Origin of the sequence: Selenomonas sputigena (assembly GCF_026015965.1) — a bacterium.
Taxonomy (GTDB): Bacteria; Bacillota; Negativicutes; order Selenomonadales; family Selenomonadaceae; genus Selenomonas.
In genome coordinates this window covers 2,463,847-2,488,053 of record NZ_CP110383.1, presented here as the reverse complement: position 1 = coordinate 2,488,053, position 24,207 = coordinate 2,463,847, and the positions used below count along the sequence as shown (strand labels likewise).

Sequence of the window (24,207 nt, the reverse complement as noted above, 5' to 3'; positions counted from 1 at the left end):
GCCCCCATATATAGTACCACACCCAACCTTTTGAAGCAAATCTCACTTCGCCAACGCTTCCGCCAGCGCATCGTGCACGAGCTTTGCGTACTGCTCCGTGCCCGCGTCGTTCGGGTGCACGCCGTCGCCCGAGAGCCACTCGGGGTGCTTCGATACAAGTCCGTACCAGTCGATGACCGTCACATTCTTATGCTCAGCAGCCATCTTTCGGATGTATTCATTGTTCGGATCCTGCCACGAAAGGTGCGGCGCATAGACATTAACCCAGAAAATGCGGCGGCTCGATCCTAAAAGCTTCAAAAGCCCCTGCGTCTGTTCCACATAGCGCTCACCGGCGGCGAGTGGCCCGTTCGTGCCGAGCGAGACGACGACGATGCTGCCGAGCCTGCCCTGCGCCGCGAGGCTTTGCGCAGCTTCAATTCCGCCGCCCACATAGCGCGAGACTTCCGCATCGACCGCGCAGCCGGGCAGCGCCTTCTGCAAATCTCCCGCCGCAGACAGCATGACCGAATCGCCGATGCAGGCGACGCCCGAAAGCTCCACCGCCTTCATGCGTGCCGCCTTGTCCTCAGCGGCTTTTGCCGCCGCTGCCTTCTCGGCTTCTTCCTTCTGCCGCGCGAGTTCCGCCGCATTCTTTTCAAGACGTGCATTGAGCTGCGCGCGTGCCTCCGCCTTGTAGCCGGCAGGCGCCGCAAGCCCCTTGCAGCCGAAGCCCATCAAAAAGACGCCGCACAGAGTGAACGCGAGAAAGCACGCTCCCTGCACATAGACGAGGCGATTGCCGAACGCAGGCAGTTCGCGCCTGCCGATGCTCTTCGTCAATGCCTCCGTCCACATGGCGAGCAGCACGATGACGGCGATCTCCCACACGGCAAAATACGGCATCGCTTCCCAGCCCTTTTGTTGAAACAGGAAGATCACGGGGTACTGCCAGAGAAAGATGCCATAGCTGCGCGTGCCAATCCAGCGAAAGACGCGCATATCGAGAAACTTGCCAATCGTCATGCCGCGATCCGCCGTGATCGCGAGCAAAAGACAGAATAGAAGCGTCACGAGGAACATGCCGCCCCGATAGAGCAGCGGATTCGCGCCATCGAAAAAAACGCAAGCGAAGAGGACGGCGACGAACAGAAGCTCGAAACTGACGAACTCTGCAATCTCGCGCCAAAGCGGATTCTTCTTCGCCGCAGAAGCCCCTGCACGCCAAAGCCCCATCGCTGCACCCAAGAGGAGCGCAAAAACACGCGTATCCGTACCATAGTAAAGGCGCGTCACATCTGCCCCCAGCTGATACGAAAGCGGCATGAGGAACGCCGTCCCCAAACCGAGCGCGGCGATGACTGCTATGCCTGCCCCTTTCCCCAAGCAATGCGAGACAAGCGTATAAAGAAGAAAGAGCAGCGGCCACAAGACGAACGCATATTGCAGCTCGATGCCCATAAACCACAGATGCGTAAACGGCGATGCATTGGCAATGCGCGTGAAATAGTCGGCATTCGCGGCGATCTGCCACCAGTTGTTATAACCGAGCACGACGGAAAGGACCTCCTCGCGCATATCCACGACCGTCTCGGGAAGCACGAAGGAATATATGCCGAGAGTTACGAGGAGCACGACGACGAGGGCGGGATACATGCGCAAAAGGCGCTTCAAAAAATAACGTCCGAGAGAAAATTCGCCCGCGAGCCGTTCCCGCTCCGTCGTGTAGGCGAGAAGATACCCCGTCAAAACAAAAAACAAGGATACCCCGAGGTATCCTCCTTTCACCACATCGGGAAATATATGAAACAACGTGACGCCGATGATCGCCGAGGTGCGCAAAGCATCGAGCCCTTGAATCCGATTCGTCGGTCTTCCTCCAACGTAATCTGCCATAAATCCACCATCCTTTGTGTGCCCTCCATTATCGCACAAACGAAAAGCCTCTTCAAGGGATTTTCGTTTGCTTTCGGAAGGGACGAATTGTATAATTAAGAAAACGACGCCCCCTGCTCGGACTTTTGAAAGAGGCTCCTGCAGATCTAGAGTCTATACGAAAGGAGCGTCTGCAGCGTCATGAAGGCACTCTGTGATACAAATATCATTCTCGATGTACTATTGGCAAGAGAACAATGAAAGGACGGATAAATATGGACACTCTGCTGCAAAACATCTCAGCCATTCTTGAGCACCCGGCGAGCCTCATCGCGCTTATCGCCGTGCTCTTCGCGATTCTCTCGCACCTCTACTTTAGGCGCGTACGGCTCACGACGCCGATGATCGTGACCATCGCCCTCATGCTCGCGATGACCGTCATCCTGCACCAGTTTCGCCTCTACCACATGCCGCAGGGCGGCAGCGTGACGCTCGGCGCGATGGTGCCCCTGCTCTTCGTTTCCTATCGCTATGGAGTCGGCACAGGCTGCCTTGCGGGCTTCCTCTACGGCATCTTCAACATGATGCAGGATCCGTATCTGCTGCACCCCGTGCAGGTGCTCTTCGACTACCCGCTGCCCTACATGGCGCTCTCGCTCGCCGCGCTCTTTCCCGCACACCGCATGGCGTCGACGGCGCTCGCCTTCCTCGCGCGCTTTTTCTGCCACATCGTGAGCGGCGTCGTATTCTTCGCGTCCTACGCTCCCGCAGGCACAAGCCCCCTCGTCTACTCGCTGACCTTCAACGCGACGTACCTCGTTCCCGAGTGCCTGATCTGCTTTGCCCTCTTGAAGGTGCTGCCCGTAGAAAGGCTCATGGCGGCGATGGATCGCCAAACGGCGCCGCACGCGCACTGATCATCCCATTCACACAAAACGGAAAGAAGTTTTTTATCCCATGGAACAAAAAAAGCGCGGCATGATCGCCGCCCTCTCCACCTATATCATCTGGGGTTTTCTGCCGCTCTACTGGAACCTTCTCGCTGGGGCTTCCTCTGCTGAAATCCTCGCACATCGCATCTCATGGTCGTTCGTCTTCATGCTGCTCGTCCTCGCCGTCTCCAAACGCTGGCAGAGCTTCTGCCAGGATTGCAGCGCACTCCGTCAAAACCGACGGCGTGCGCTGCTCCTTTTCGGCGCTTCGATCCTCATCACCATCAACTGGCTGACCTATATATGGGCGGTCAATAACGGTCATGTCATCGACACGAGTCTCGGCTACTACAGCACCCCGCTGATGAACGTCGCGCTCGGCGTCGTGCTCTTCAAGGAACGGCTCACGCCGTCCGCACGCGTCAGCGTCCTCCTCGCCTTCTGCGGCGTCGTGCTCATGACCGTGCAGATCGGCAAACTGCCGTGGGTCGCGCTCGTGCTCGCCCTGACCTTCGGGCTCTACGGCGCACTGAAAAAGAAGCTCGCGCTGCATCCCTTTTCAAGCATCACGCTCGAAACCCTGCTCGTACTGCCCGTATTCCTGCCCTACGCCGTCTATCTGGCGGGCGAGCCGACGAGTCAGTTCAGCCTGGCGACGCCGCGTGAAATGCTGCTCCTCATCGGCTCCGGCGCTGCCACCGCCACGCCGCTCATCCTCTTCTCCTACGGCGCGAACCTCCTGCCCTTGAACGTCCTCGGCTTCTTCCAATACCTGAGTCCGACGATCGCACTTCTCCTCGGCGTATTCTTCTTCCACGAGCCTTTCGGCGCAGCTCAGCTCTCCGCCTGCGCCTGCATCTGGACGGCTCTTTTGATCTTCACGCTCTCCGAGCGCGTGCGGTAAGGAAATGACCTCCCCACAGAGATGCTCAGACGCAGCTTCGATCTCGTCATGATAGAGCCTCTCCCACATAATGTTTAACAATCGCCGTCTTTTCTGCTATAATAGAGTATCGCGACAAAAAATAGCCGCAGCTTGAAAAGAGCGGCGGCTTGATTCAGAGAGGATGGAATATGACGATGCGACAGATCTCGCCGGGGCAGGAGCGTTGGGCGCTCCTCATCATGGCGTTTCTCTTTGCGCTTGCCGCACCGTTCCTGCCGGTTTTGGGCGTGGTCTTTCTTCTGGGCTGGACGGCGCCGCTGGTCGTCTTGATCGTGCGTCACGGCTACGGCTACGCCGTGCCCGGCGTCGTTCTTGCGGCAGGTTTCTACTATGCCGTGCTCGGCGCTCTGGGGGCACTGCATACGCTTTTTCTCGTCGTGCCGCTGGCGTTCTTCCTAGGATTCGGCCTTCGCCGCAAATGGGAGGCGGTGCGCCTCATCAAGTGGGGTCTTGTGATCTCGCTTTTGGGCACGCTCGTCTCGCTGCTCTTTGCAGCGCTCATCTTCGGCGTTGACCCGCTGGCGCCCTTTATCGAAGCTGTGCGCGAGTCGTACCAGGGACTCGGCTCTGCCATGCAGTCGAGCGGCAGCCTTACGCCGACCGAGACACAGGCTTTGGAGAAGCAGGTCGCCTCGCTCGTCGAGACAGTCTCTCTGATCGCACCGACGATCTTCGTCGTGGAGTCGGCTCTCGCCGTCCTCGTGAACTTCGTCGCCGCGGGCGTCCTGTTCTCTCGTATTGGCCAGAAGATGCCGTCCTTGCCGCCGTTTCGCGAGTGGCGCTTTTCCGTCTACTTTCTCTTCCTCTTCGGCTTTTCCCTCGTGGGACTTTACTGGGGCGGCACGCGCCACATCTCGCTTCTTTACGAAGCCGCGCTCAACGGCGACATCATCGCGACGTTCGCAGGTCTCATCCAGGGCTTTTCGCTCTTGTGGTATGTGGCCGACCACTGGAAGATCGGACGCTTCTGGCGCTGGACGATCGTCGCCTTCGCTGTTTTGAGCGCATTTCTCATGCAGCTCATCGCCTTTACGGGGCTTTTCGATATGTACTTCGACTACCGCCGCCGCTTCAGCCGTCGGCGCTAGGAGATGCCGTCCCAGCGGCATTTTCCAATCTCATAGGAGGTGGCTTTCTTGCCCCGAAATCTGTCGGCGTGGGTGGACGCCTGCGTCCATCTCGCCACTTTGCTGGCACTTGTTTTGGTGCTGTCTTATTACAACACTTATGTAGCTTCGATCGCTTTTGTCGTCTGGCTGCTCGTCGCGCTCTTCGCGCGCGAGCGCTGCCGGGCGCGCAAGCTCGCCTTTGACACCTACTGCCGCGACGTCGTGCGCAACGTCAGCGAGGTGACGAACTTCGCGATCGAGCGTCTGCCGCAGGCAGTCGTCATCGTCAACCCCGAGGGGCGCATCGCTTGGACGAACAGTATCGCCAAAGAGTATCTGGGGGCAAATCCCGAGCCGGGACTTTCCCTCAAGGATTTCTGGCCGGGCGTCATATTAGAGCCGATCTGGGGCGCGTCGGGCGAGTATGTGTTCGCCCATGAAGCGCACTATTACAAGGTGCGCTACCGCCCCATCGTGACGTCGGACGACATCCAGGGCCTCATGGCGCTCTATGTGGAAGACTGGACGGAATACGAGGAGATGCGCATCTTCTTCAAGAACAGCCGCGCCGTACTCGCCTACATCCAGATTGACAATTTCGACGAGGTCATGCAGGGACTTTCCGAGGCGGAGCGCACGGCGCTGCTCTTCGAGGCGAACCGCCGTCTCGACGAATGGCTCAAGGGACTCGGCGGCTTCATGCGCCGCGTGAGCGACGATCTCTACGTCGCCGTGCTGGAGCGAAAATCCCTTGACCGCGCGATCGAGGAGCACTTCGACATCCTCGACCGCGTGCGCAACCTGCAGAGCACGAACCGCCTGCCGCTGACGCTTTCCATGGGGCTTGCCGTCGCGGAAGAGCAGTCGATGGAAGAGCTTGGCCGAGAAGCGCAGGCGGGACTCGACCTCGCACTCGGGCGCGGCGGAGACCAAGTCGCTGTGCGCATGGGCGGCAAGAACCAGTTCTTCGGCGGCAAGGCGAAGGCGGTCGAGAAACATACGCGCGTCAAGGCGCGCGTCGTCGCCCATGCCGTGCGCGAGATCATCGAGAATGCCGACGAAGTCTTCATCATGGGACACCACAACGAGGACTTCGACTGCTTCGGCGCAGCGATCGGCGTGGCGAAGATGGCGCACGAACTCAAAAAGCCCGTTCATATCGTCTTGAGCGATATGAATGAGGGCATCGACAAGCTCACCGATCTTTTGCGGGACGCGCCCGAATACGAGGGCCTGCTCATTCGTGCCGAGGACTTGGAGACGATCGATTCCTTGAATCCCGTGCTCTTCGTCGTCGACACGCACATCCCGCACCTCGTCGCCGCGCCCGTGCTCCTAGAGCGCATCGCGCAGGTCATCGTCATCGACCACCATCGCCGCTCGGGCGAGAGCTTCATCAAGTCGCCGTTGCTCGTCTATATCGAGCCGGCATCGAGCTCGACGAGCGAGCTTGTGACGGAGCTTTTGATGTACTTCAACGACGACCTCGTGCTCTCGCGCCTCGCGGCGACAGCGCTCTATTCGGGCATCGTCGTCGATACGAAGAACTTTACCGTGCAGACGGGCATCCGCACCTTCGAGGCGGCGGCCTATCTTCGGCGAGGCGGCGCGGATCCCGTCGTCGTACGTCACCTTTTCCGTGCGGACTTCGATACGGAGAAGGCGCTTTCCGCGGCGAAAGCGGGAGCGCGTCTTTTCCCCGGCGGACTCATCACGGCACGATTCCCTGCCGTCATCCCGAATGTGCAGGCGATCGCAGGCCAGGTCGCAGACGCGCTCCTTCGCATCGAGGGCGTGCGCATGAGCCTCGTCTTCTTCCAGCTCGACGCTGACACCGTCGGCATCAGCGCCCGCTCTACGGGCGAGCTGAACATGCAGGTCATCATGGAAAGCTTCGGCGGCGGCGGTCATCAGAACGTCGCGGGCGCACAGGTCAAGGGCGAGCCGCTCGCCTCGATCGAGGAACGCGCCATCGCCATCAGTGAGAAACATATAGAGGAGAATGATAAAGATGAAAGTGATATTGCAGCAGGACGTCAAGAAGGTCGGAAGCAAGGGTGACATCGTCGAGGTTTCGGAAGGCTACGGCAGGAACTTCCTGCTGCCCAAGAAGCTCGCCGTCGAAGCGACGGCAGCGAACCTTGAGACGGCGAAGCAGAAGGCGAATTCCGCCGCAAGGAAGAAGCAGCAGGCGACCGACGAGGCGCACCTTCTGGCCGCGCAGCTCGAAAAGGTCAGCGTCAAGGTCGCCGTGCGCATCGGCGAAGGCGGCAAGCTCTTCGGCTCGGTCACGGGCAAGGATGTCGCCGACGCGCTCGCCAAGGAGCACGGCATCGACGTCGACCGCCGCAAGATTTCGCTGAAGAGCGAGGTCACGGGCGCGGGCGAGTACGAGGCAGTGATCAAGGTGCATCCCGAGATTCAGAGCACGATCCGCGTTCTCGTCGTTGCCGAATGAAGAGGAAAGAGGTATCATGCTGAAATTTTTCAAGCGTCTTTTCTCAAGCCCCGCTGCGCCCGCGCCTGAACCTCAGGCCGACGCAGCGGCAGAGCGCCTCGACCGCGAGATCGACGCGCTCTATTCGATTCTCGCCGACGAGGCGGGATCGGACAGGCTCGTCATCAAGGCGGGCAAGATGGATGCCATGCGCCTCATGCGCTCGCCCGTTCGCGGCGAGCGCGTTCTTGCGCTTGAGCGCATCGTTTACGAGAACCCGACGATCGAGCGCGTGCCGACGGAGTCGGAGATTCCCGCCATCCTCGTCGAGCTTTCCGAGCGCATCGCCGACATCATGGCGCGGCGCAGCATGGAGGACAAAATCGAGCAGAAGATTCAGGAAAAGCTTGAAGAGAACCATCAGGACTATGTGCAGGACATCCGCATGCAGGTCTTGAAGGACGAGAAAAGCGCGATCGAGTCGCCGCAGGCGGCGAAGAAGCGCGAGGAACTCGAAGCGCTCGAAAAGGTTCACCTCACGCAGTCCGTCATGGAGCTTCTGCGCCCCAAGACGCTCGAAGAGATCGTCGGCCAGGAGCGTGCCGTCAAGGCGCTCGCCTCGAAGCTTGCCTCGCCCTACCCGCAGCACCTCCTGCTCTACGGGCCTCCGGGCGTCGGCAAGACGACGGCGGCGCGCATCGTCCTCGAAGCCGTCAAAAAGGAGGCGCACTCGCCTTTTGCCGCGAACGCGCCCTTCGTCGAGACGGACGGCACGACGCTGCGCTGGGATTCGCGCGACATGACGAACCCGCTCTTAGGCTCGGTGCACGATCCGATCTATCAAGGTGCGCGCCGCGACCTCGCCGACGGCGGCATCCCCGAGCCGAAGCCCGGCATGGTCACGGAAGCGCACGGCGGCATCCTCTTCATCGACGAGATCGGCGAGATGGACGAAATGCTGCAGAACAAGCTCCTGAAGGTGCTCGAAGACAAGCGTGCCTTCTTCGAGTCCGCCTACTACGACCATACGGATGAGAAGGTGCCGCCCTACATTCGGAAGCTCTTCGAGGAGGGCGCACCGGCCGACTTCGTGCTCATCGGCGCGACGACGCGCGACGCCTCGCACGTCAACCCTGCGCTGCGCTCGCGCTGCGCGGAAATCTACTTCGAGCCTCTGACGCCCAAGCACATCGAGGAGATCGTGCAGAATGCGGCGAAGAAGCTCAAGGTCGAGGTCGCAGAGGAAGTCGTGCGCCTCATCAGCGAGTATACGACGGAAGGCCGCAAGGCGATCAACATCCTCGCCGACGCCTACAGCCTCGCGCTCTCGCGCACGAAAGAAGGCGAAGATGTCAAGATCTCCAAGGGCGACATCTACGAGGTCGCACAGGTCAGCCGCCTCTACCAGTTCGTGACGAAGAAGGCTTCGAAGAAACCCGAGGTCGGGCACGTCTTCGGACTCGGCGTCGCGGGATTCCTAGGCTCTGTCATCGAGATCGAGGCCGTCGTCTTCCCCGCCGAGGAAAAGGGCAAGGGACAGGTGCGCTTCAACGAGACGGCGGGCAGCATGGCGAAGGACTCCGTATTCAACGCGGCCTCCGTGCTGCGCCATCTGACGGGCAAGAGCATCCACGACTACGACGTGCACATCAACGTCATCGGCGGCGGCAACATCGACGGCCCGAGCGCGGGCACGGCGATCCTCGCGGCGCTCGTCAGCGCCGTGACGGAGAAGCCGCTCAGGCAGGACGTCGCGGTCACGGGCGAAATCTCACTCGCTGGCCGCGTGCGCCCCGTCGGCGGCGTCTTTGAAAAGGCGTACGGCGCGAAGCAGGCGGGCATCCGGACGCTCGTCATCCCGAAGGAGAACGACAAGGACATCCCCGAGGGTCACTTGGGGCTTGACATCCACGCCGTCGAGACAGCGGAGGAAGCCTTCGCCGTGCTCTTTGCGCCCGAGGCGGACGGCGAGCCGCTGCGGCTGAAACTCGAAAAGCCGCAGACCAGCAAAAAAGACCGCGCCGACAGCGCGACGATTGACGCGGAAAACTCCGCTGAATCATCGCTCGAAAAGTCAAAGGAGGCCGTCTGAAATGGATCGCATGCCGCCCGCAAGCATCGAGGCCGAGCAGGCCGTTCTCGGCGCAATGCTCTTAAAGCCCGATGCCGTGACGACCGCCGCCGAGGAACTGTCGGCGGACGACTTCTACCGCGAGACGCATCGTCTGATCTTCGAGGCCATGATGGAACTCAAGGAGCGCGCGGAGCCTGTCGACCTCGTGACCTTGACCGAGCAGCTCAAGAAGGCGGACAAGCTCGCGAAGATCGGCGGCATCCCCGCGCTGTCCTTGATTGCGAACTCCGTGCCGACGGCGGCGAACGTGCATTACCACGCGCGCATCGTGCATGAGAAGGCGCAGCTTCGCTCGCTGATCAACGCCGCGACGGAAATCGCGGGCGCCGCCTATGAGAGCGCCGACGAAGTCGAGGACATCATGGACAGCGCGGAAAAGCGCATCCTCCAAGTCGCTTCGGGCAAGCGCAGCAAGGACTTCGTGCCGCTGCAGGACATCCTTCTCGACACCTTGGAGCAAATCGATCTGCGCTACAACAACAAGGGCAGCATCACGGGACTGCCGACGGGCTTCACGGAGCTTGACCATCTGACGGCGGGGCTGCAGAAATCCGACCTCATCCTCGTCGCCGCACGCCCCTCGATGGGCAAGACGGCATTCACGCTCAACATCGCGGCGCACGTCGTGCTGCGCGCGAAAGAGCCCGTCGCCTTCTTTTCCCTGGAAATGAGCAAAGAGCAGCTCGTGCAGCGTCTCCTGTGCTCGGAAGGGCGCATCGACTCGCAGCGCCTGCGCGTCGGCGAGCTGGAGGAAAAGGAATGGGGCGACCTCATCGACACGGCGAACCGGCTTTCCGCCGCGCCGCTCTACATCGACGACACGCCCTCGATCACCGTCATGGAACTGCGCTCGAAGGCGCGTCGCCTGAAGGCCGAGCACGGGCTTTCGCTCATCGTCATCGACTATCTGCAGCTCATGCAGGGGCGCACGAGCAAGAGCGGCGACAACCGCCAGCAGGAGATCTCGGAGATCTCGCGCTCCTTAAAGGCACTCGCGCGTGAGCTGAACGTGCCCGTCATCGCGCTCTCGCAGCTTTCGAGAAGCGTCGAGTCGCGCCAGATCAAGCGTCCGATGCTCTCCGACCTGCGCGAATCCGGCTCTTTGGAGCAGGACGCCGACATCGTCATGTTCCTCTACCGCGAGGATTATTACGATCCCGAAACGGAGAACAAGAACATCACGGAAGTCATCATCGCCAAGCACAGGAACGGCCCCGTCGACACCGTCGATCTTACGTTCCTCAAGCAGTTTACGAAGTTCGGCAATCTCTCACGCATGCAATAGACCTAGGAGGACACGATGGAATACGACAAGAAGGAACTTGACGCCCGCTTGAAGGACGAGCTGCACCATGCGGGTCACCGCTGGCGCAACCGCTTTCATCTGGAACTGCCGTTCGGCTTCACGGGCAGTGTGAAGGGACTCGTTTTCTTCCAGGGCGAGTACCATCTCTTCTGCCAGTGGAATCCCTTTTCGACCGAGGACAAGAACAAGGGCTGGGTCGAATTCAAGACGCGCGATTTCGTCTACTGGACCGATCCGAAGCTCGTCCTGTGGCCGACGGACGACAACGATAAGGGCGGCTGCGGCTCCGGCTGCGCCTTCATCAACGGCGGGAACTTGCGCGTCTTCTACACGGGCAGACGCGAGGAAAACGGGAAAAGGGCAAACCGCCAGATCCTCGGCACGATGACAAAGGAAGGCGTCATCCGTAAGGACATGACGCTCATCAAGGAGCAGCCCGAAGGCTATACCGACCTCTTCCAAGGGCCGCACTTCTTCGTGCGCGACAGCCACGCTTACGCGCTCCTCGGCGCACAGGCGGCGCCCGCAGACGACGCACGCGGCTGCCTTCTGCTCTATCGAGAGGAGAAGGGACTCTTCCACTTTGCCGGCGAGCTGAAGACACAGCTCGGCTTCTTCGGCAAGGTTTGGGAATGCCCGGCACTCCTCTCCTTCGGCAAGCACGACGTGCTCTTCTTTTCGCCGCGCGGTCTCTCCGATCGCGAGTTCGACTGGCAGAACCTCTTCCAATCGGGCTACATCGTGGGGCATCTGTCTCTTGCGGGACGCGAGATGATCCACGGCAAGTTCCACGAGCTCGATCGCGGCTTCGACTTCTTCGCGCCACATGTGGGCGTGCACGAGGGGCGTGCGCTGCTCTTCGGCTGGCTGAGCATGCCGCACAAGGACGAGGACTATCCGACGGGAGAGCACGGCTGGATGCACACCTTGACCCTGCCGCGCGTCCTGACGCTCAAGCAGGGCAAGATCTTCTCAAGACCCGCACCCGAACTCAAGGCGCTTCGCGTAGCGAGGAGCGCGCGTGAACTTTCGGGACGCGCCGTGCCGTCCCTCAAGACGGAGCTTGCCTACTGCTCGGAGATCCTCATGAACATCGTCATGGGCGTCGCCCAGCGCATCAAGATCGAGCTTCGCTACGGCAGGGAAAAGGTGAAGATCAGCTACAACCGCGAGACGGACATCGTCGAGATCAGCCGCGAGGGAATGAAGCTCGGCGGCCGCGGCGTGCGGAGCTTCAAGCTCTACACCTATCACTCGCTCGCCATGAACATCTTCATCGACCGCACGGCCATCGAGATCTTCTTCCAGAACGGCGAGGAGGTCGCCTCCTTCCTCGTATTCCCCGAAGAGGACGTCGCTCCCGTCTTCTCCGTCGAGGCCGACGCCCCGATGGAAAAGGTCATGGGATCGATCTGGGATCTCGACCGCCTGCGCTACGGAGAGCTCAAGCAGCAGAAGAGAAAGTACAGGTTCTGAGAAAATGGGCAAAAAAAGCCGCAGCCGACGCAATTTTGCGTCGGCTGCGGCTTTTTTCTATGCTTCAAACACTTTGTCAATTCATGCGTTCGCTTCTTCCTGTTCGAGCAGGTCGAGGAGCTGCGAGATGTTCTTCTTGCCGAAGTAGAATTTTGCGTCGTCGTCGATGAAGAAGCACGGCACGCTCATGATGTTGTACTGCTCCTTGATCTCGGGGAAGAGGCTCAAGTCGTAGACATCCGTCTTGACATGCGGGTTGAGGGTCGCGATGCGCTGAGCGCTCGTGACGAGTTCGGGGCACATCGTGCACGAGAGGCTGACCATGATGGTGATATGGTGATCCTCCTTGATCTTCTCAATGCGTGCGAGATCCTCGTCGGCGACCTTCTGTCCGGCGCTCGAAGCGTTGTAGAGGCCGAGCACGAAGCTCGTGAACTCGTGCCCGCCGGGGACGCCGTGGAAAGCGAGTCCCGCCCAGCTGCCGTCCGCATTGTAGATGCGCACGTTCGGCACGCCCATGCCGCCTGTGATCTCGACGGACAGCTTGTCCGTCATCTCTGCGAGCTGCGTCATGAAGTCGAGAAGCTCGCTTGAGCGCGGATCGTCACTCAGCGCGACCTCAAGGTGCAGAGGACGCTCCATGCGATCAAAGACCGTCATGAGCTGCTTCTTCATGTCGGCCGTGAAGGGGCCGGTCGTCGGAGCCGCTGCCTCTCCCTTCCCCGTGTCCTTCCCCGTGTCCTTCGCTGTGTGCTGCGCGGCGCGGCACACCTTGTGATCTGTCCTCCGCCCCGTCTTTTCTTCCATCTTCATGGCGTACTTTTCCATCTCGGTCGCGGCGAGAGCGCCGTCGCCCGTCGCCGTCACGACCTGTCTGAGCGGCTTGATGCAGACGTCGCCCGCCGCATAGAGCCCTTCGACCGTCGTCCGCTGCTGGCGGTCGGTCACGATGTAGCCATGCTCGTCAAGCTCCGCCAGTCCCTTGACGAGATCGGTCGACGGCTGGTAGCCCGCGAACACGAACACCCCGAAGGAATCTCCGCCTTCGGGTGTAAACACCGTTCGCTCGCCCGTCGCGAGGTTCTTCCATGTGAGCTTGCGCGGCAGGGCGTCTCCCTCGACCGACTCGACCTCCGTCTGGAAGTGAATCGAAATTTTCTCATTGTCGCGTGCGGGCTGCGCCGTGGCGGGAGCACATGTGAAGTCCTCCTCGCGCACGAGAATCGTCACATGCTTCGCATACTTCGTGAGAAAAACGCTCTCCTCCGCCGCTGCGAAGCCGCCGCCGATGACGAATACATCCTTGCCTGTGAAGAACTCGCCGTCGCACGTCGCACAATAGGCGACGCCGTGCCCGCGAAATTCCTTCTCGCCCGCAAAGCCAATCTGGCGCGGATGTGCGCCTGTCGCGAGCAGTACGGTAAAAGCTTCATAGTCGCCGCGGCTCGTATGCACATGCCAAGTATCGCCCTTCTTTTCGAGCGAATTGACTTCGGCGAGCAGGAACTCCGCGCCGAAGCCTTCCGCCTGACGGTGCATCTTCGCCGTGAGGTCAGCGCCGCTCGTAGGGTCGCTGCCCGGATAGTTCACGACCTCCGCCGTCAGGGCGATCTGACCGCCGAAAGTCTCCTTCTCCACCACGAGCACACGGCAGCAGGCTCTTGCCAAGTAAAGCGCGGCGGTCAGCCCCGCAGGGCCGCCGCCGATCACTACTGCATCATAAAGCTCGTTTTTTTCCGCCGCCATCTCAGAGCGCTCCCACGAGGTCGAGCGTCGGCTTCAGCGTCTCGCCGCCGGGCTGCCACTTCGCCGGGCAAACCTCGTCGCCATGCTCCGCGACGAACTTGCATGCCTGCAGCTTTCTCAGAAGCTCGTCCGCGTTGCGGCCGACGTTGCCCGCGTTCACCTCGTAGGCGACGATCTTGCCCTCGGGGTTCACGATGAACGTGCCGCGCTCGGAAAGGCCGGCGTCCTCGATGAGCACATCGAAGTCACGCGCAAGGACGTGCGTCGGATCGGCGAGCATCGGGTAGGTGATCTTCTTGATGCGCTCGGAATGGTCATGCCATGCCTTGTGCACGAAGTGCGTGTCGCACGAGACGGAATAGACCTCGCAGTCCGCTTCCTTGAACTTCGCGTAGTTGTTCTCCAAGTCTTCAAGCTCCGTCGGGCAAACGAACGTGAAATCTGCCGGATAGAAGAAGAATATGCTCCACTTGCCGAGCACATCCGCCTTCGTCACCGTGCGGAAGGCCTCATTCTGGTAAGCCTGTACAGCAAAATCTCCGATTTCCTTGTTGATTAACGACATTTTCAATCACTCCTAGCGAATAACTATTATTTGTTAGCTGATGAATAAAGGATATCACAGCATACGGCGGCTGTCAAGCATTTTTTGAAATAAATTTTCATTCACGTCTGCTTCCATCCCCCATCGGTCAACTTTCCTCTTAAAATTCGCTAAGGTTCAGCAATATTCCTTCCTGCGGGCAAAAAAAGTTACGACGCGAAGCCCGAGAGATTCTGCCATCTCGTGCGCTTCACGAAAGGCGAAGCCGATCGCGGCCGCATTGTGCGCATCCGAGCCGAGCGTCACCTCGCGCCCGCCCATCTCGCGGTAGCGACGGAAGATCGGCACGAGTGACGACTTGCCCTGCGGCGCGTCGAAGCGGCGCGTGTTCAGCTCAAGCACAGTGTCCGTCTCGATGAGCGCTGTGAGCACCTCGTCGATTTCTTCGCCGTAAACCGCATAGGTCAGTTCCGTATCAAGGTAGGCAGCATAGCGTGCGATGTAGTCGATGTGCGCGAGGATGTCGATGAACTCGCCGTGCGAGCGCACGCAATGCGCCATCGTTTTGAGATAGAACCGGTAGACCTCGTCCTTTTCGCGCCCCTCGTAGAGCGTTTCATAGTAGAGATCGAAGCCCATGAGCGTGTGGATGGAGCCGATGACCTGATCGAAGGGCGCTCGAAGGAGGAAGATGCGGTTCTTTTCGGCAAGGCCTTCCTGCATGCCGAGTTCAACGCCGAGCCGAAGCCTTTCTCCCTTGCCGCGAAGCGCTTCGTACTTCTTCCAATAGTCTTCGGGCGAAAAGGTGAAGTCCTTCTCGCCCGGAAAGTCCATGTCCTCGTGCTCGGTGAATACCGCGCCGATGCCGAGCTTTGCGGCTCTTTCGAGTGCGTCCTCGGCCTTCATCGCGGAGTCAGCGGAGACTTCCGTGTGCATGTGGCTGTCGAATATCATCGTTCTCCCTCCGTTTGCATGGCAGAAAAGGCGTCGGCAAGGCGCGCGAATTCAGCAAGGCTCAGCGTCTCACCGCGCCTTTTCTCGTCGATCGCGGCCGCGTCCAGCGCACGGCGCACGGCGTCCTTCGACGCTCCCGTGCCGAGGAGCGCGTTGGCGAGCGTCTTGCGCCTCTGTCCGAAGGAGGCGCGCGCGACGCGGAAGAACATGCGCTCGTCGGTTACCTCTACAGGCGGTTTCTCGCGCTTTTGGCACGCGATGACAGCGGAGGCGACCTCGGGCGCAGGAATGAAGGAGCGCGGCGCGACCTCGCGCACGATGCGCGGCTCCGTATGGTACTGCACGGCGACGGAGAGCGCACCGTAGATCTTCGAACCGGGCGCGGCGATCATGCGCTCCGCCACTTCCTTCTGCACCATGGTCACGATGTGTGTGAGGGGCAGATGCTGTTCAAGAAGTGCGAGGAGGATCGGCGTCGTGATGTAGTAGGGCAAATTCGCCGCGACCTTGAACGGCTGATTTTCCATGAGAGCGCGGATGTCCGTCTTCAAGATGTCGCCGGGCACGATGCGCAGATGATCGTAGGCGGCGAGCGTCTCGGCGAGGACGGCGGGCAGCTTCTTGTCGAGTTCGACGGCGGTGACGTGTGCACCGGCTTCGAGAAGTCCTTGCGTCAGCGTGCCGATGCCCGGGCCGATCTCCAAGACGCGGTCGCCTTCTTCAATTTCCGCTGCCGCCACGATGTCCTTGACGACAGAGCCGTCGACGAGGAAGTTCTGCCCGAGCCGCTTCGAGGCGCGAAGGCCGAAAGCCTTCAGAATGTGGCGCGTGACGGCAGGACTGGCAATCTCGGGAGCGATCATAATGCGCCTCCTTTCGCCTCGTCATTTCGCACGGCAGCCATTTCAGCGCCGTCCTCCAATGACGCCAGCGCCGCCTCGAACTCCTCGCGCGTCACCCCGTAGCTGTTGAGGCGCTTGCAGAATGTGCGCGCGTTCGCCCAGCCTACGCCGAGCCGCTCGCCGAGGCGCGCGCGTCGCCGACTCGCATCCTCGCCGCCGGAAAGACCTGCAAGCAGCAAATCGCGGCTCGTGAACACTTCGCGCGGTGCGATCGTGCACGTGCGCACCTTGGCGAGTGCGCAGCGGATCGACTCAGGCGAGGCCTGCTCGACGCCGATGTCGTCGTTCGCTGTCGCCTCCTCCTTCGGGATGAAGGCATGACCCGCCTCGGGGAATCTCTTCGCGAGAAAGCGCCTTATGCGCTCGCCCGCAGAATCCGGATCGGTGAGGATGATGATGCCGCGTCTCTTGTACGCCGCCTCGATGTCGGCGAGCGCACGCCTGCCCAGCGAGAAGCCGCCCGTCACGATGCAGTCGGCGTCGAGCGCCTTTCGGACAGCAACGACGTCCATCTTTCCTTCCACAACAAGAACTTCTTTCAGCATATCTTTCCCTTCCACAAAGGGGCTGTGCATAAGCCCCATTCGACTCATGCACAGCCCTCGTTCACAGCAAATCATATTCCGCCTTCCACGGGGGCGGTTTTGCGGGCGGCGCACGATTGTACGTTTATGCGTACATTCCTCATAGGATGCGCCGCACCGCTTCGTAAATTTTTTCATGCACCGCCTCGCGCGAAAGCGGCTCGCCCGCCTCGCTGCAGCGGATGCGCTGCCAGCCGCAGCGCGCGGCAAGATTGATCGACGCCCGATGACAGCGCACGAGGTAATCTTCGTCGCGCTCGTGAATGTCCCGTGCCGCGCCGCTTGCAGCCGCACGCGCCGCGATGAGGCGGCGGCTCACAGCAGGATCCATGTCGAGAAAGAGGACGAGATCGGGGCGCGGCAGCGCAAGCTTTCCGTACTCGAAATCCTCAAGCCACGCGAGGAAAGCCTCGCGCTCTGCTTCATCCTCGATCTTCACGGCCTGATGCACCATGTTCGCCGTCGTGTAGCGGTCGGCGAGGATGATCGCGCCCGCCTCAAGATCCGCACGCCATTTCGTCTGAAATGAAGCGTAGCGGTCGACGGCAAAGAAGGCAGATGCGGCATAGGCATTGACTTCGGATGCACGTTCGCCGAAGTCGCCGCCGAGGTACATGCGCACGAGCGCCGACGACGGCGAAGCATAGTCGGGGAACTCGACCTGCCGCACGCAGCGGCCTTCGGCGACGAGCCTTTCCTTGAGCATCTTCGTCTGCGTCGCCTTGCCCGAGCCGTCGCCCGCTTCCAAGACGAGGAGTTTTCCCTTTGCCTGCAAGATTCCAGCCTCCTCCACGCTTCCGCGATTTTCCACCCTTGGGGCAGATCCGGCGCTCACTCCACGCATGGCACATGGAGGATGAACTTCGTGCCCTTGCCGAGATCACTCTCAAGCTCGATGCCGATCGCATGCTGCTCAGCGATCCAGCGCGCGATCGAAAGCCCCAGTCCCGTGCCGCCCGGCGCATCCTTGCCGCGCGTCCGCGCGGAATCGACGCGATAGAAGCGCTCGAACACCTTGTCCTGATGCTCCTTCGCGATGCCGATGCCGTTGTCGGCAAGCGTCAGAACCATCTCACCCGCTCCACGGCGCAGCTCAATCGTGATGCGGCCGCCCTTGGGCGTATACTTCATGCTGTTTTCGAGGATGATGCGCATCATGTGCTTGATGAGCAGTGGGTCGGCGTAGACCGCGCCCGGTTCATTTGCAAGAAGCTCGACCTCGTGCCGCGTCGCGATGAGCGCCATCTTCTTCACGACATCCTCAACCAGAGGCGCGAGTTCCAGTCGCTCCTTGTGCATGGCGAGCCGCTTCTGGTCAGCGCGTGCGAGGAACAAGAGCTTCTCGATCAGCCCCTGCATGTCCTCGGCTTCGGAAGCCATGGCAGCGAGTCCCTCTTCGAGCGTTTCGGGATCGCTTGCGCCCCAGCGGCGCAGCATGTCCGAGTAGCCGCGGATGACCGTCACGGGCGTCCGAAGCTCGTGCGAGGCATCGGACACGAAGCGCCGCTGCTGCTCGAATCCCGCCTGTATGCGGTCGAGCATGTGGTTGAACGTCTCAGCAAGCTCGGCAAGCTCGTCCTTGACGGGCGGCACAGCGATGCGTCGGCCAAGGTCGGTGACCTCAAGGGAACGCGCCGCCTGCGTCATCGTGCGGATCGGCCGCAGGATGCGGCAGCTGATGAAGTAGCCGGCGGCGAGCGCCAGAACGATGCCCGCGAGATTCGTGATGGTCAGCACCTTCTGCAATGTCGTGAGGAAGTGGCGCTCCGCTGTGATCGTGCGGAAGAAGTGCAGCACATAGGTGTGCCCACTCTGGTTGATGATGATTTTGTGGTAGTAAATTTGTGTATTGCCAATGGTAGAAACGTACATCGCCGAATTCGCCCAAAGCGGCGGATGCTGGTCGATGTGCGCTTCGACGAGGTTGATGGACGGGTAGTGCGTATCCGACTCGTAGACGACGGGGCTGTCCGCCCCCTCCGTCACGCGCAGCACAACGCCGGGCATCAAGAGATCATCCTCGTAGACAGCGAAGGCGAGCGGATAGCGACGGCGCATGTCGGGTGCCGTCTCGTTAAAAATCTCCGTACCATGCTCGATCGCGGAGAGCACATGCTCCTGCGATCGCATAAGCTCAATCTCCGCCTGGTGGTAGAGGGAATAATAGATGCCGATGGCGGAAACGATGCTCGTGAACACGAGCACGAAGACGAGCACCGCCGCATAGACGAGCGTCAGCCACGTCGATATGCGCATGTGGCGCGAGGAGCGCAGGCGGGAAAGTGCACGCCAGAGCCGCCTAGCCCTTGATCGCATAGCCGACGCCCCGCACCGTGTAGATGTACTTGTCGTCGAAACGCTCATCAATCTTTGCACGCAGATAGCGGATATAGACGTCAACCACGTTCGTGTCGCCTACGTAGTCATAGCCCCAGACTTCCTGCAAGATCTGGTCGCGCGTGAGAACATTGGGCTTGTTGCGCAGCATGTATTCGAGAAGTGAATACTCCTTCTTCGTCAGTTCAACAAGATCGCCCTTGACGCGCACTTCGTAGCGCCCCGGATAGAGCACGAGATCCTTGACGGCGAGCACGCGTTCGTCGCGGTTACCCGCCTCGTTCGCCTTGTGCACGCGAATCGCCGCGCGCACGCGGGCCAGCAATTCCTGGATGGCGAAGGGCTTCGTGATGTAGTCGTCCGCGCCGATGTCGAGTCCGTTGACCTTATCCTCGACATCGTCCTTCGCCGTCAGCATGATGATCGGCACGTCGCTGATCTCACGCACGCGGCGGCAGACCTCAAGCCCGTCCATATCGGGCAGCATGATGTCGAGGAGAACGAGATCGTACTGCTCCTGCACGATGCGCTCATAGGCGCGACGTCCGTTCTCCTCGGACTCCGTCTCGAAGCCCTCGTGCTCCAGCTCCATCTGCAGAAAGCGCGCGATGCGCCTCTCGTCCTCGACGATCATGATCTTCTTCGGGGATTCTGCCGTCTCCGCCGCACTCACTGCTTCCGCCGTTGTGCTTTTCGTTGCTTTTTCTGCCTTTGCTACTCTCGCCATGCTGTATCCTCCTGTTCTTCACTGCGTTCCGCGCGTCTTTCGTTCGAACGCTTCCTCTCATCACTTCCGGCGGCTTATAAGAAGCGCGGAAAACCCTACTGCCTCCTATAGAAGTCGCTCGCGAAGGAGCGACAAAAAGCTTGCAGCCGCCGCTGAAAGTGGTCGATCGCGTTTCCACGCGATCACCGTGTGCGTCAAGATCTCCGGCTCGACGATCCGCTTGCAGACCATCGATTCATCCGTCAGAAGGCTCTTCGCCGACTGCGGCAGGATCGCCGCGCCGAGTCCCACCTTCGCTGCCAGGACATCCTGTACGATGCTGTCGCTCAGGCACAGGATGCGCGGCTCGAAACCTGCCTTGCGGCAGGCAGTAAGAAAGATGCCCTGCCAGCGAAGCGGGATGATGATCGACTGCTCGGCAAGCTCTGCGAGCCGCACGAAATCTTCGGCCGCACCGCAGGACGCCGTGCGGTTCATCATCGCCGCGAGCGGTTCGTTTGCGAGCACAATGGACTCGTAGCTCTCGCGCTCGACCTCCGTGCGCGTGACGGCGATCTCGATGAGCCGATTGTCGAGCATATCGAGGACGCGTGCGCCCTCCGCCTCAAAGATCTGGAAGGTCACGCGCGGATGCGTCTTGTGGAACGCCGCCAGAAGCCCCGGCACGAGGTTCGCGCCCGAGCTTGTGATCGTACCGATGCGCACCTCGCCCGCCGTGCCTTCGCCCACGTCCTGGATCTCGCGCACCGTGCCGTCGACGAGGCCTAGAATCTGCTCGACGCGCTCCTTGAGCACGCGCCCCGCCTCCGTCAGCCGGATGCGGCGGCTGCCGCGCTCGAAGAGCTTCACGCCGAGCGCACTCTCCAGCCGCTTCATCTGCCTCGACAGCGCGGGCTGCGCCACGGCGAGCCGCCCTGCGGCATGGCTGATATTGCCTTCCTCCACGATCGCATAAAAGGCGCGCATGTCCTTGATGTCCATTCTTTCTTCTCCCCTTCGGCGCCAAAGCGCCCGTGCAGCATCCAGCCGCCGCACAGTGTATACGTCTTTTATTATATGGGGGAATCTTTCGCAAGGCAAGTGAATTTCCGATGAAAGTCCAAGAAGTCAAGCCCGAAGGGCGCAGACCGATTGGCAAACTTTCATTCAGGACGGCGCACAATTTCCACACAATGGACGTTTGTGCGTGTAATTCCTCATATACCGCTCCAAAACACAAAAAAGGCGTCATCCCCGAAACGGGACAACGCCTGCCTTCATCACTGGCGGAGAGTGAGAGATTCGAACTCTCGATACAGGTTTCCCCGTATACACGCTTTCCAGGCGTGCTCCTTCAACCACTCGGACAACTCTCCAATGCTTGAATCCGCCTGCGGCAAGCCGCAGTCGATATGAAGTTTTCGTCAGCCTGCAAACAAGGCTGCGCAACAAGGATGAGTATACCATTTCCCATGCGGCTTGTCAATCGCAAGTTACAGGGAAATTACAGCGGGTAAATGAAGTGACATCGTAAATTCCAATGCTTCTTGCCCGTACTCCTATCGGCTTTCTTAGAGTAAATCCCACAGACTTACATCAGCGGAAGTTACTTTGCGAAGTTACGCCGTTCCATGAAAACTCTCTATACATGCGGCGATGTGCGCCGCCGCGCTTTTCAGCTCCTCCTCCGTGTGCGTCGCAGCCAAGGCGACGCGCAGGCGAGCCGCCCCCTTCGCCACTGTCGGGTAGCGGATGGCGGATACGAGGATGCCCTGCCGCTCCAAATCCTTCGCTATTTTCACCGCCAGGGACTCTTCGCCGATGATGAGGGGCACAATCGCCGTCTCGCTCCGGGCTTCAACGCCATTCTCGGCAAGTGCCGCGCAGAACACGCGGACATTTTCCTGCAGGCGAGCGACGCGCTCTGGCTCTTCCTGCAAAAGCTGCAGCGCTGCGGACGCGGCGGCGAGATTGGCGGGCGATTGGCTCGTCGAGAAGATGAAACTGCGAGCTGTATTCTTCAAATAGTCGATCAAGAGTCGACTGCCGCAGACGTAGCCGCCCTCACTCGCCAAAGCCTTCGACAGCGTCCCCATCAGGACATCGGGCTTCTCCCTTAAGTGAAAATGCTCGCATATACCGCGCCCCATCCCGCCGATCACGCCGGTCGAGTGCGCTTCGTCCACCATGCTCCAAATATGGTACTTTCGCGCAAGCTCCAAGATGCGCGGCAGATCGGCAATGTCGCCGTCCATACTGAACACCGCATCGGAGACGATGACGCCCGGACACTGAGCATGGGCGGCGAGCTTCTCCTCCAAATCCTTCATGTCGCTGTGGCGATAGACGACGGTCTTGGCGCGGCTCAAGCGACAGCCGTCGATGATGCTCGCATGGTTGAGCTCATCGCTGAAAAAGACTGCGCCTTTCTGACCAAGCGCGGAAAGGATGCCGACATTCGCCATGTAGCCCGTATCGAAGAGGAGCGCCGCCTCCGTCCCCTTGAACGCTGCCAGCTCCTCTTCCAGCTTCGTGTGCAGAGGAAGCGTACCCGTCGTCAGCCGCGAGCCGCCGGAGCCGCAGCCGTAGCGCTCGACGGCCTCCTGCGCCGCCCGCTTGAGGCGCGGATGATCGACGAGTCCAAGGTAATTGTTCGACGCCAGAAGCAGCTTTTCAACACCGCCGACCGTGACGTGTGCGGCCTGCACCGAGTCGATCTCGTGCATCTCGCGGCACAAATGGCGCGCCTTTTTCGCCGCCAGCTGTTCGGCAAGCATTTCCTCCATGCCCTGTGGGCGCACATTCCCCGCCGGGCTGTCCGGCACGCCGCTCACGAGCACACATTGCTTTTCCAGATAGCGAATCGTCTCGGCGACGCCGCCGCGCGGACCGCGATAGAGGAAGATGCGTCCGCCGTCGGGCGAGCCTGCCTCCTTGAGCTTCGTGATGCGGCGATAGCCGAGCGACGGCGCTGCCACATAGCCCGTCACATAGTCAGGATCGTCGGACACGCAGATCTCCGCGACGATGTGCGGCGCATGGACGACCTTCGTCGCGAGGACGACGGCTTCGGCGAAGTGGTTCTTGCAGTCAGACGCCCCTTTTGCAGTACGTGCGGCGTCCATGTACGTCGCACGCAGGCCGCGTTCGGCGTCCGGCTCCAAGCGTTCGAGCGTGTCCGCATCGAGCAGCATTGCGCCGCGCATCCCATACGTCTCGGAAAACTTCGCGAGGATGGCTTCGCCGTTTTTCAAGCCAAGTTTTTCCAAGGCGTCGATAATCACGCGCCGCCCCTCGGCAAGCGTCTCAACCTCGACCGTCGAGACGGGAAGCGCGGGCAGATGCTCCACCGCCTCGGGCGCGATCGCCTCCACCTTGAAGTTCACGAAATCCGCCTTGCCCTTGGCGTGGTGCAGGGCGCGCGAAAGAAGCGCCGCCAAATGTTCCGGCAGTTCCTCCTCCGGCAAGATTTTCTCCGCGCCCGACACGTGCTCGCGCTTTCCCGCGCTCTTTTCCGCCCGCATCTTCAGACTGTAAAGCGCCATGCAGAAACACTCCTTTTACTCCTTTTATCAGTGCTTCCTATAGAATAGACCTTGTTTATTTTATTGTCAACTTTATTTATTTTACGGTTGACAATACTATGCAAAACGTGTACGCTGAAACAATAAAAAAAGAATCACAGATGCGATGAAGCTGTTCGACTCACCCGTGATTCCATAAAAAAAGGAGCGTTTCCCATGAAAAAACTTGCCGTTTCCACCTCCGACGTGACCGAAATCGCCTTGCTCGCCGCCCTGATCACCGTCACGGGAGCCATCAAGCTGCCGAGCCTGGCGCCAGGGCTGGAATTTCAGCTCTCCGCCCCGCTGGCCGTCGCGATCTGCGCCGTCTTCGGCTTCAAGCGCTACATTCTGGCGGGCGTCCTTTCGAGTCTCGTCGGCCTCCTGCTCGGCACGCAGAACCTCTTCAATGTCGCCATCGCCATGCAGTTCCGCCTCGTCGTCGGCCTCGTCTTCGTACTTTTCGGCCGCCATTATTGGACGGTGGCGCTCGCAGGGCCGCTCGGCACCTTCACCGCCCGCATCACGCTGAGTTTCGTCGTCGGCAAGGGCGCATGGGCGCTCGTCGCGGCGGCTCTTCCCGGCATGGTCTTCACGCTCTTGGCTGCACCGCTTCTCGTAAAAATCCTCGACCGCATCGCGCGCCTCCGCCGCACAGCGGACGCGCGGGTCTGAGC

The 24,207-nt window shown here is 60.5% G+C and carries 20 protein-coding genes and 1 tRNA gene; 9 read left to right on the top strand and 12 right to left on the bottom strand.

Annotation, left to right across the window (positions count from 1 at the left end):
* Nucleotides 1–42: 42 nt before the first annotated feature.
* On the bottom strand, nt 43–1,875 hold the full coding sequence (locus OL236_RS11860) for an acyltransferase family protein (protein WP_265070771.1): 1,833 nt from the start codon (nt 1,873–1,875) through the stop codon (nt 43–45).
* Between the two features lie 254 nt (nt 1,876–2,129).
* On the opposite strand from OL236_RS11860, the gene thiT reads away from it, so the two are divergent.
* From thiT to OL236_RS11820, 8 genes are all read left to right on the top strand, one after another.
* Nucleotides 2,130–2,771, top strand: coding sequence for an energy-coupled thiamine transporter ThiT (gene thiT / locus OL236_RS11855; protein WP_013740519.1), 642 nt, complete (start codon nt 2,130–2,132; stop codon nt 2,769–2,771).
* 40 nt (nt 2,772–2,811) lie between these two features.
* Nucleotides 2,812–3,690, top strand: coding sequence for an EamA family transporter RarD (rarD, locus tag OL236_RS11850; protein ID WP_265070770.1), 879 nt, complete (start codon nt 2,812–2,814; stop codon nt 3,688–3,690).
* A 170-nt stretch (nt 3,691–3,860) separates the two neighbouring features.
* A complete protein-coding gene (locus OL236_RS11845; protein WP_009645575.1) occupies nt 3,861–4,820 on the top strand; it encodes a YybS family protein in 960 nt (319 codons plus the stop codon).
* Between the two features lie 48 nt (nt 4,821–4,868).
* Complete coding sequence (locus OL236_RS11840) at nt 4,869–6,902, top strand: DHH family phosphoesterase (RefSeq protein ID WP_265070769.1); 2,034 nt, start codon at nt 4,869–4,871, stop codon at nt 6,900–6,902.
* Nucleotides 6,853–7,299: a 50S ribosomal protein L9 gene (gene rplI, locus OL236_RS11835; protein ID WP_265070768.1), complete on the top strand. Its 447-nt coding sequence runs from the start codon at nt 6,853–6,855 to the stop codon at nt 7,297–7,299. The genes OL236_RS11840 and rplI overlap by 50 nt, the downstream gene beginning before the upstream one ends.
* 16 nt (nt 7,300–7,315) lie before the next feature.
* The gene (lonC, locus tag OL236_RS11830; RefSeq protein ID WP_265070767.1) at nt 7,316–9,370 is read left to right on the top strand and encodes a Lon family ATP-dependent protease; all 2,055 of its coding nucleotides are present in this window, start codon (nt 7,316–7,318) and stop codon (nt 9,368–9,370) included.
* A 1-nt stretch (nt 9,371) separates the two neighbouring features.
* Complete coding sequence (gene dnaB / locus OL236_RS11825) at nt 9,372–10,697, top strand: replicative DNA helicase (RefSeq protein WP_265070766.1); 1,326 nt, start codon at nt 9,372–9,374, stop codon at nt 10,695–10,697.
* 15 nt (nt 10,698–10,712) lie between these two features.
* Nucleotides 10,713–12,194 carry a glycoside hydrolase family 32 protein gene (locus tag OL236_RS11820; RefSeq protein WP_265070765.1) on the top strand — a complete coding sequence of 494 codons (1,482 nt, stop codon included), beginning with the start codon at nt 10,713–10,715 and terminating at the stop codon, nt 12,192–12,194.
* Between the two features lie 81 nt (nt 12,195–12,275).
* Here OL236_RS11820 and OL236_RS11815 read toward each other — a convergent pair whose 3' ends face one another.
* The 11 genes from OL236_RS11815 to bioF all read right to left on the bottom strand — a co-directional run bounded on the left by OL236_RS11815 (nt 12,276) and on the right by bioF (nt 23,512).
* The gene (locus OL236_RS11815; RefSeq protein WP_265070764.1) at nt 12,276–13,940 is read right to left on the bottom strand and encodes an FAD-dependent oxidoreductase; all 1,665 of its coding nucleotides are present in this window, start codon (nt 13,938–13,940) and stop codon (nt 12,276–12,278) included.
* 1 nt (nt 13,941) lies between these two features.
* Entirely contained in the window at nt 13,942–14,505 is a 564-nt protein-coding gene (gene ahpC, locus OL236_RS11810) for an alkyl hydroperoxide reductase subunit C (RefSeq protein ID WP_265070763.1), read from the bottom strand.
* 156 nt (nt 14,506–14,661) lie between these two features.
* A complete protein-coding gene (locus OL236_RS11805) occupies nt 14,662–15,438 on the bottom strand; it encodes a histidinol-phosphatase HisJ family protein (RefSeq protein WP_265070762.1) in 777 nt (258 codons plus the stop codon).
* The gene (gene rsmA, locus OL236_RS11800; RefSeq protein ID WP_265070761.1) at nt 15,435–16,301 is read right to left on the bottom strand and encodes a 16S rRNA (adenine(1518)-N(6)/adenine(1519)-N(6))-dimethyltransferase RsmA; all 867 of its coding nucleotides are present in this window, start codon (nt 16,299–16,301) and stop codon (nt 15,435–15,437) included. The genes OL236_RS11805 and rsmA overlap by 4 nt, the downstream gene beginning before the upstream one ends.
* Nucleotides 16,298–16,885: a ribonuclease M5 gene (gene rnmV, locus OL236_RS11795; protein WP_265070760.1), complete on the bottom strand. Its 588-nt coding sequence runs from the start codon at nt 16,883–16,885 to the stop codon at nt 16,298–16,300. Before rnmV ends, rsmA begins: the two co-directional genes overlap by 4 nt.
* A 139-nt stretch (nt 16,886–17,024) precedes the next feature.
* Nucleotides 17,025–17,699 (bottom strand): dTMP kinase, encoded by a 675-nt coding sequence (locus OL236_RS11790; protein ID WP_265070759.1) that lies wholly within the window; start codon nt 17,697–17,699, stop codon nt 17,025–17,027.
* Nucleotides 17,700–17,755: 56 nt separating this feature from the next.
* Nucleotides 17,756–19,180, bottom strand: a complete 1,425-nt coding sequence (locus tag OL236_RS11785; protein ID WP_265071827.1) for a sensor histidine kinase — start codon at nt 19,178–19,180, stop codon at nt 17,756–17,758.
* Nucleotides 19,181–19,223: 43 nt separating this feature from the next.
* Entirely contained in the window at nt 19,224–19,988 is a 765-nt protein-coding gene (locus tag OL236_RS11780) for a response regulator transcription factor (RefSeq protein ID WP_320109799.1), read from the bottom strand.
* 105 nt (nt 19,989–20,093) lie between these two features.
* A complete protein-coding gene (locus OL236_RS11775; protein ID WP_265070758.1) occupies nt 20,094–20,969 on the bottom strand; it encodes a LysR family transcriptional regulator in 876 nt (291 codons plus the stop codon).
* A gap of 282 nt (nt 20,970–21,251) precedes the next feature.
* A tRNA-Ser gene (locus tag OL236_RS11770) sits at nt 21,252–21,343 on the bottom strand.
* 243 nt (nt 21,344–21,586) lie between these two features.
* A complete protein-coding gene (gene bioF / locus OL236_RS11765) occupies nt 21,587–23,512 on the bottom strand; it encodes an 8-amino-7-oxononanoate synthase (RefSeq protein ID WP_265070757.1) in 1,926 nt (641 codons plus the stop codon).
* A gap of 195 nt (nt 23,513–23,707) precedes the next feature.
* On the opposite strand from bioF, the gene OL236_RS11760 reads away from it, so the two are divergent.
* Complete coding sequence (locus OL236_RS11760) at nt 23,708–24,205, top strand: hypothetical protein (protein WP_264918166.1); 498 nt, start codon at nt 23,708–23,710, stop codon at nt 24,203–24,205.
* Nucleotides 24,206–24,207: the final 2 nt, after the last annotated feature.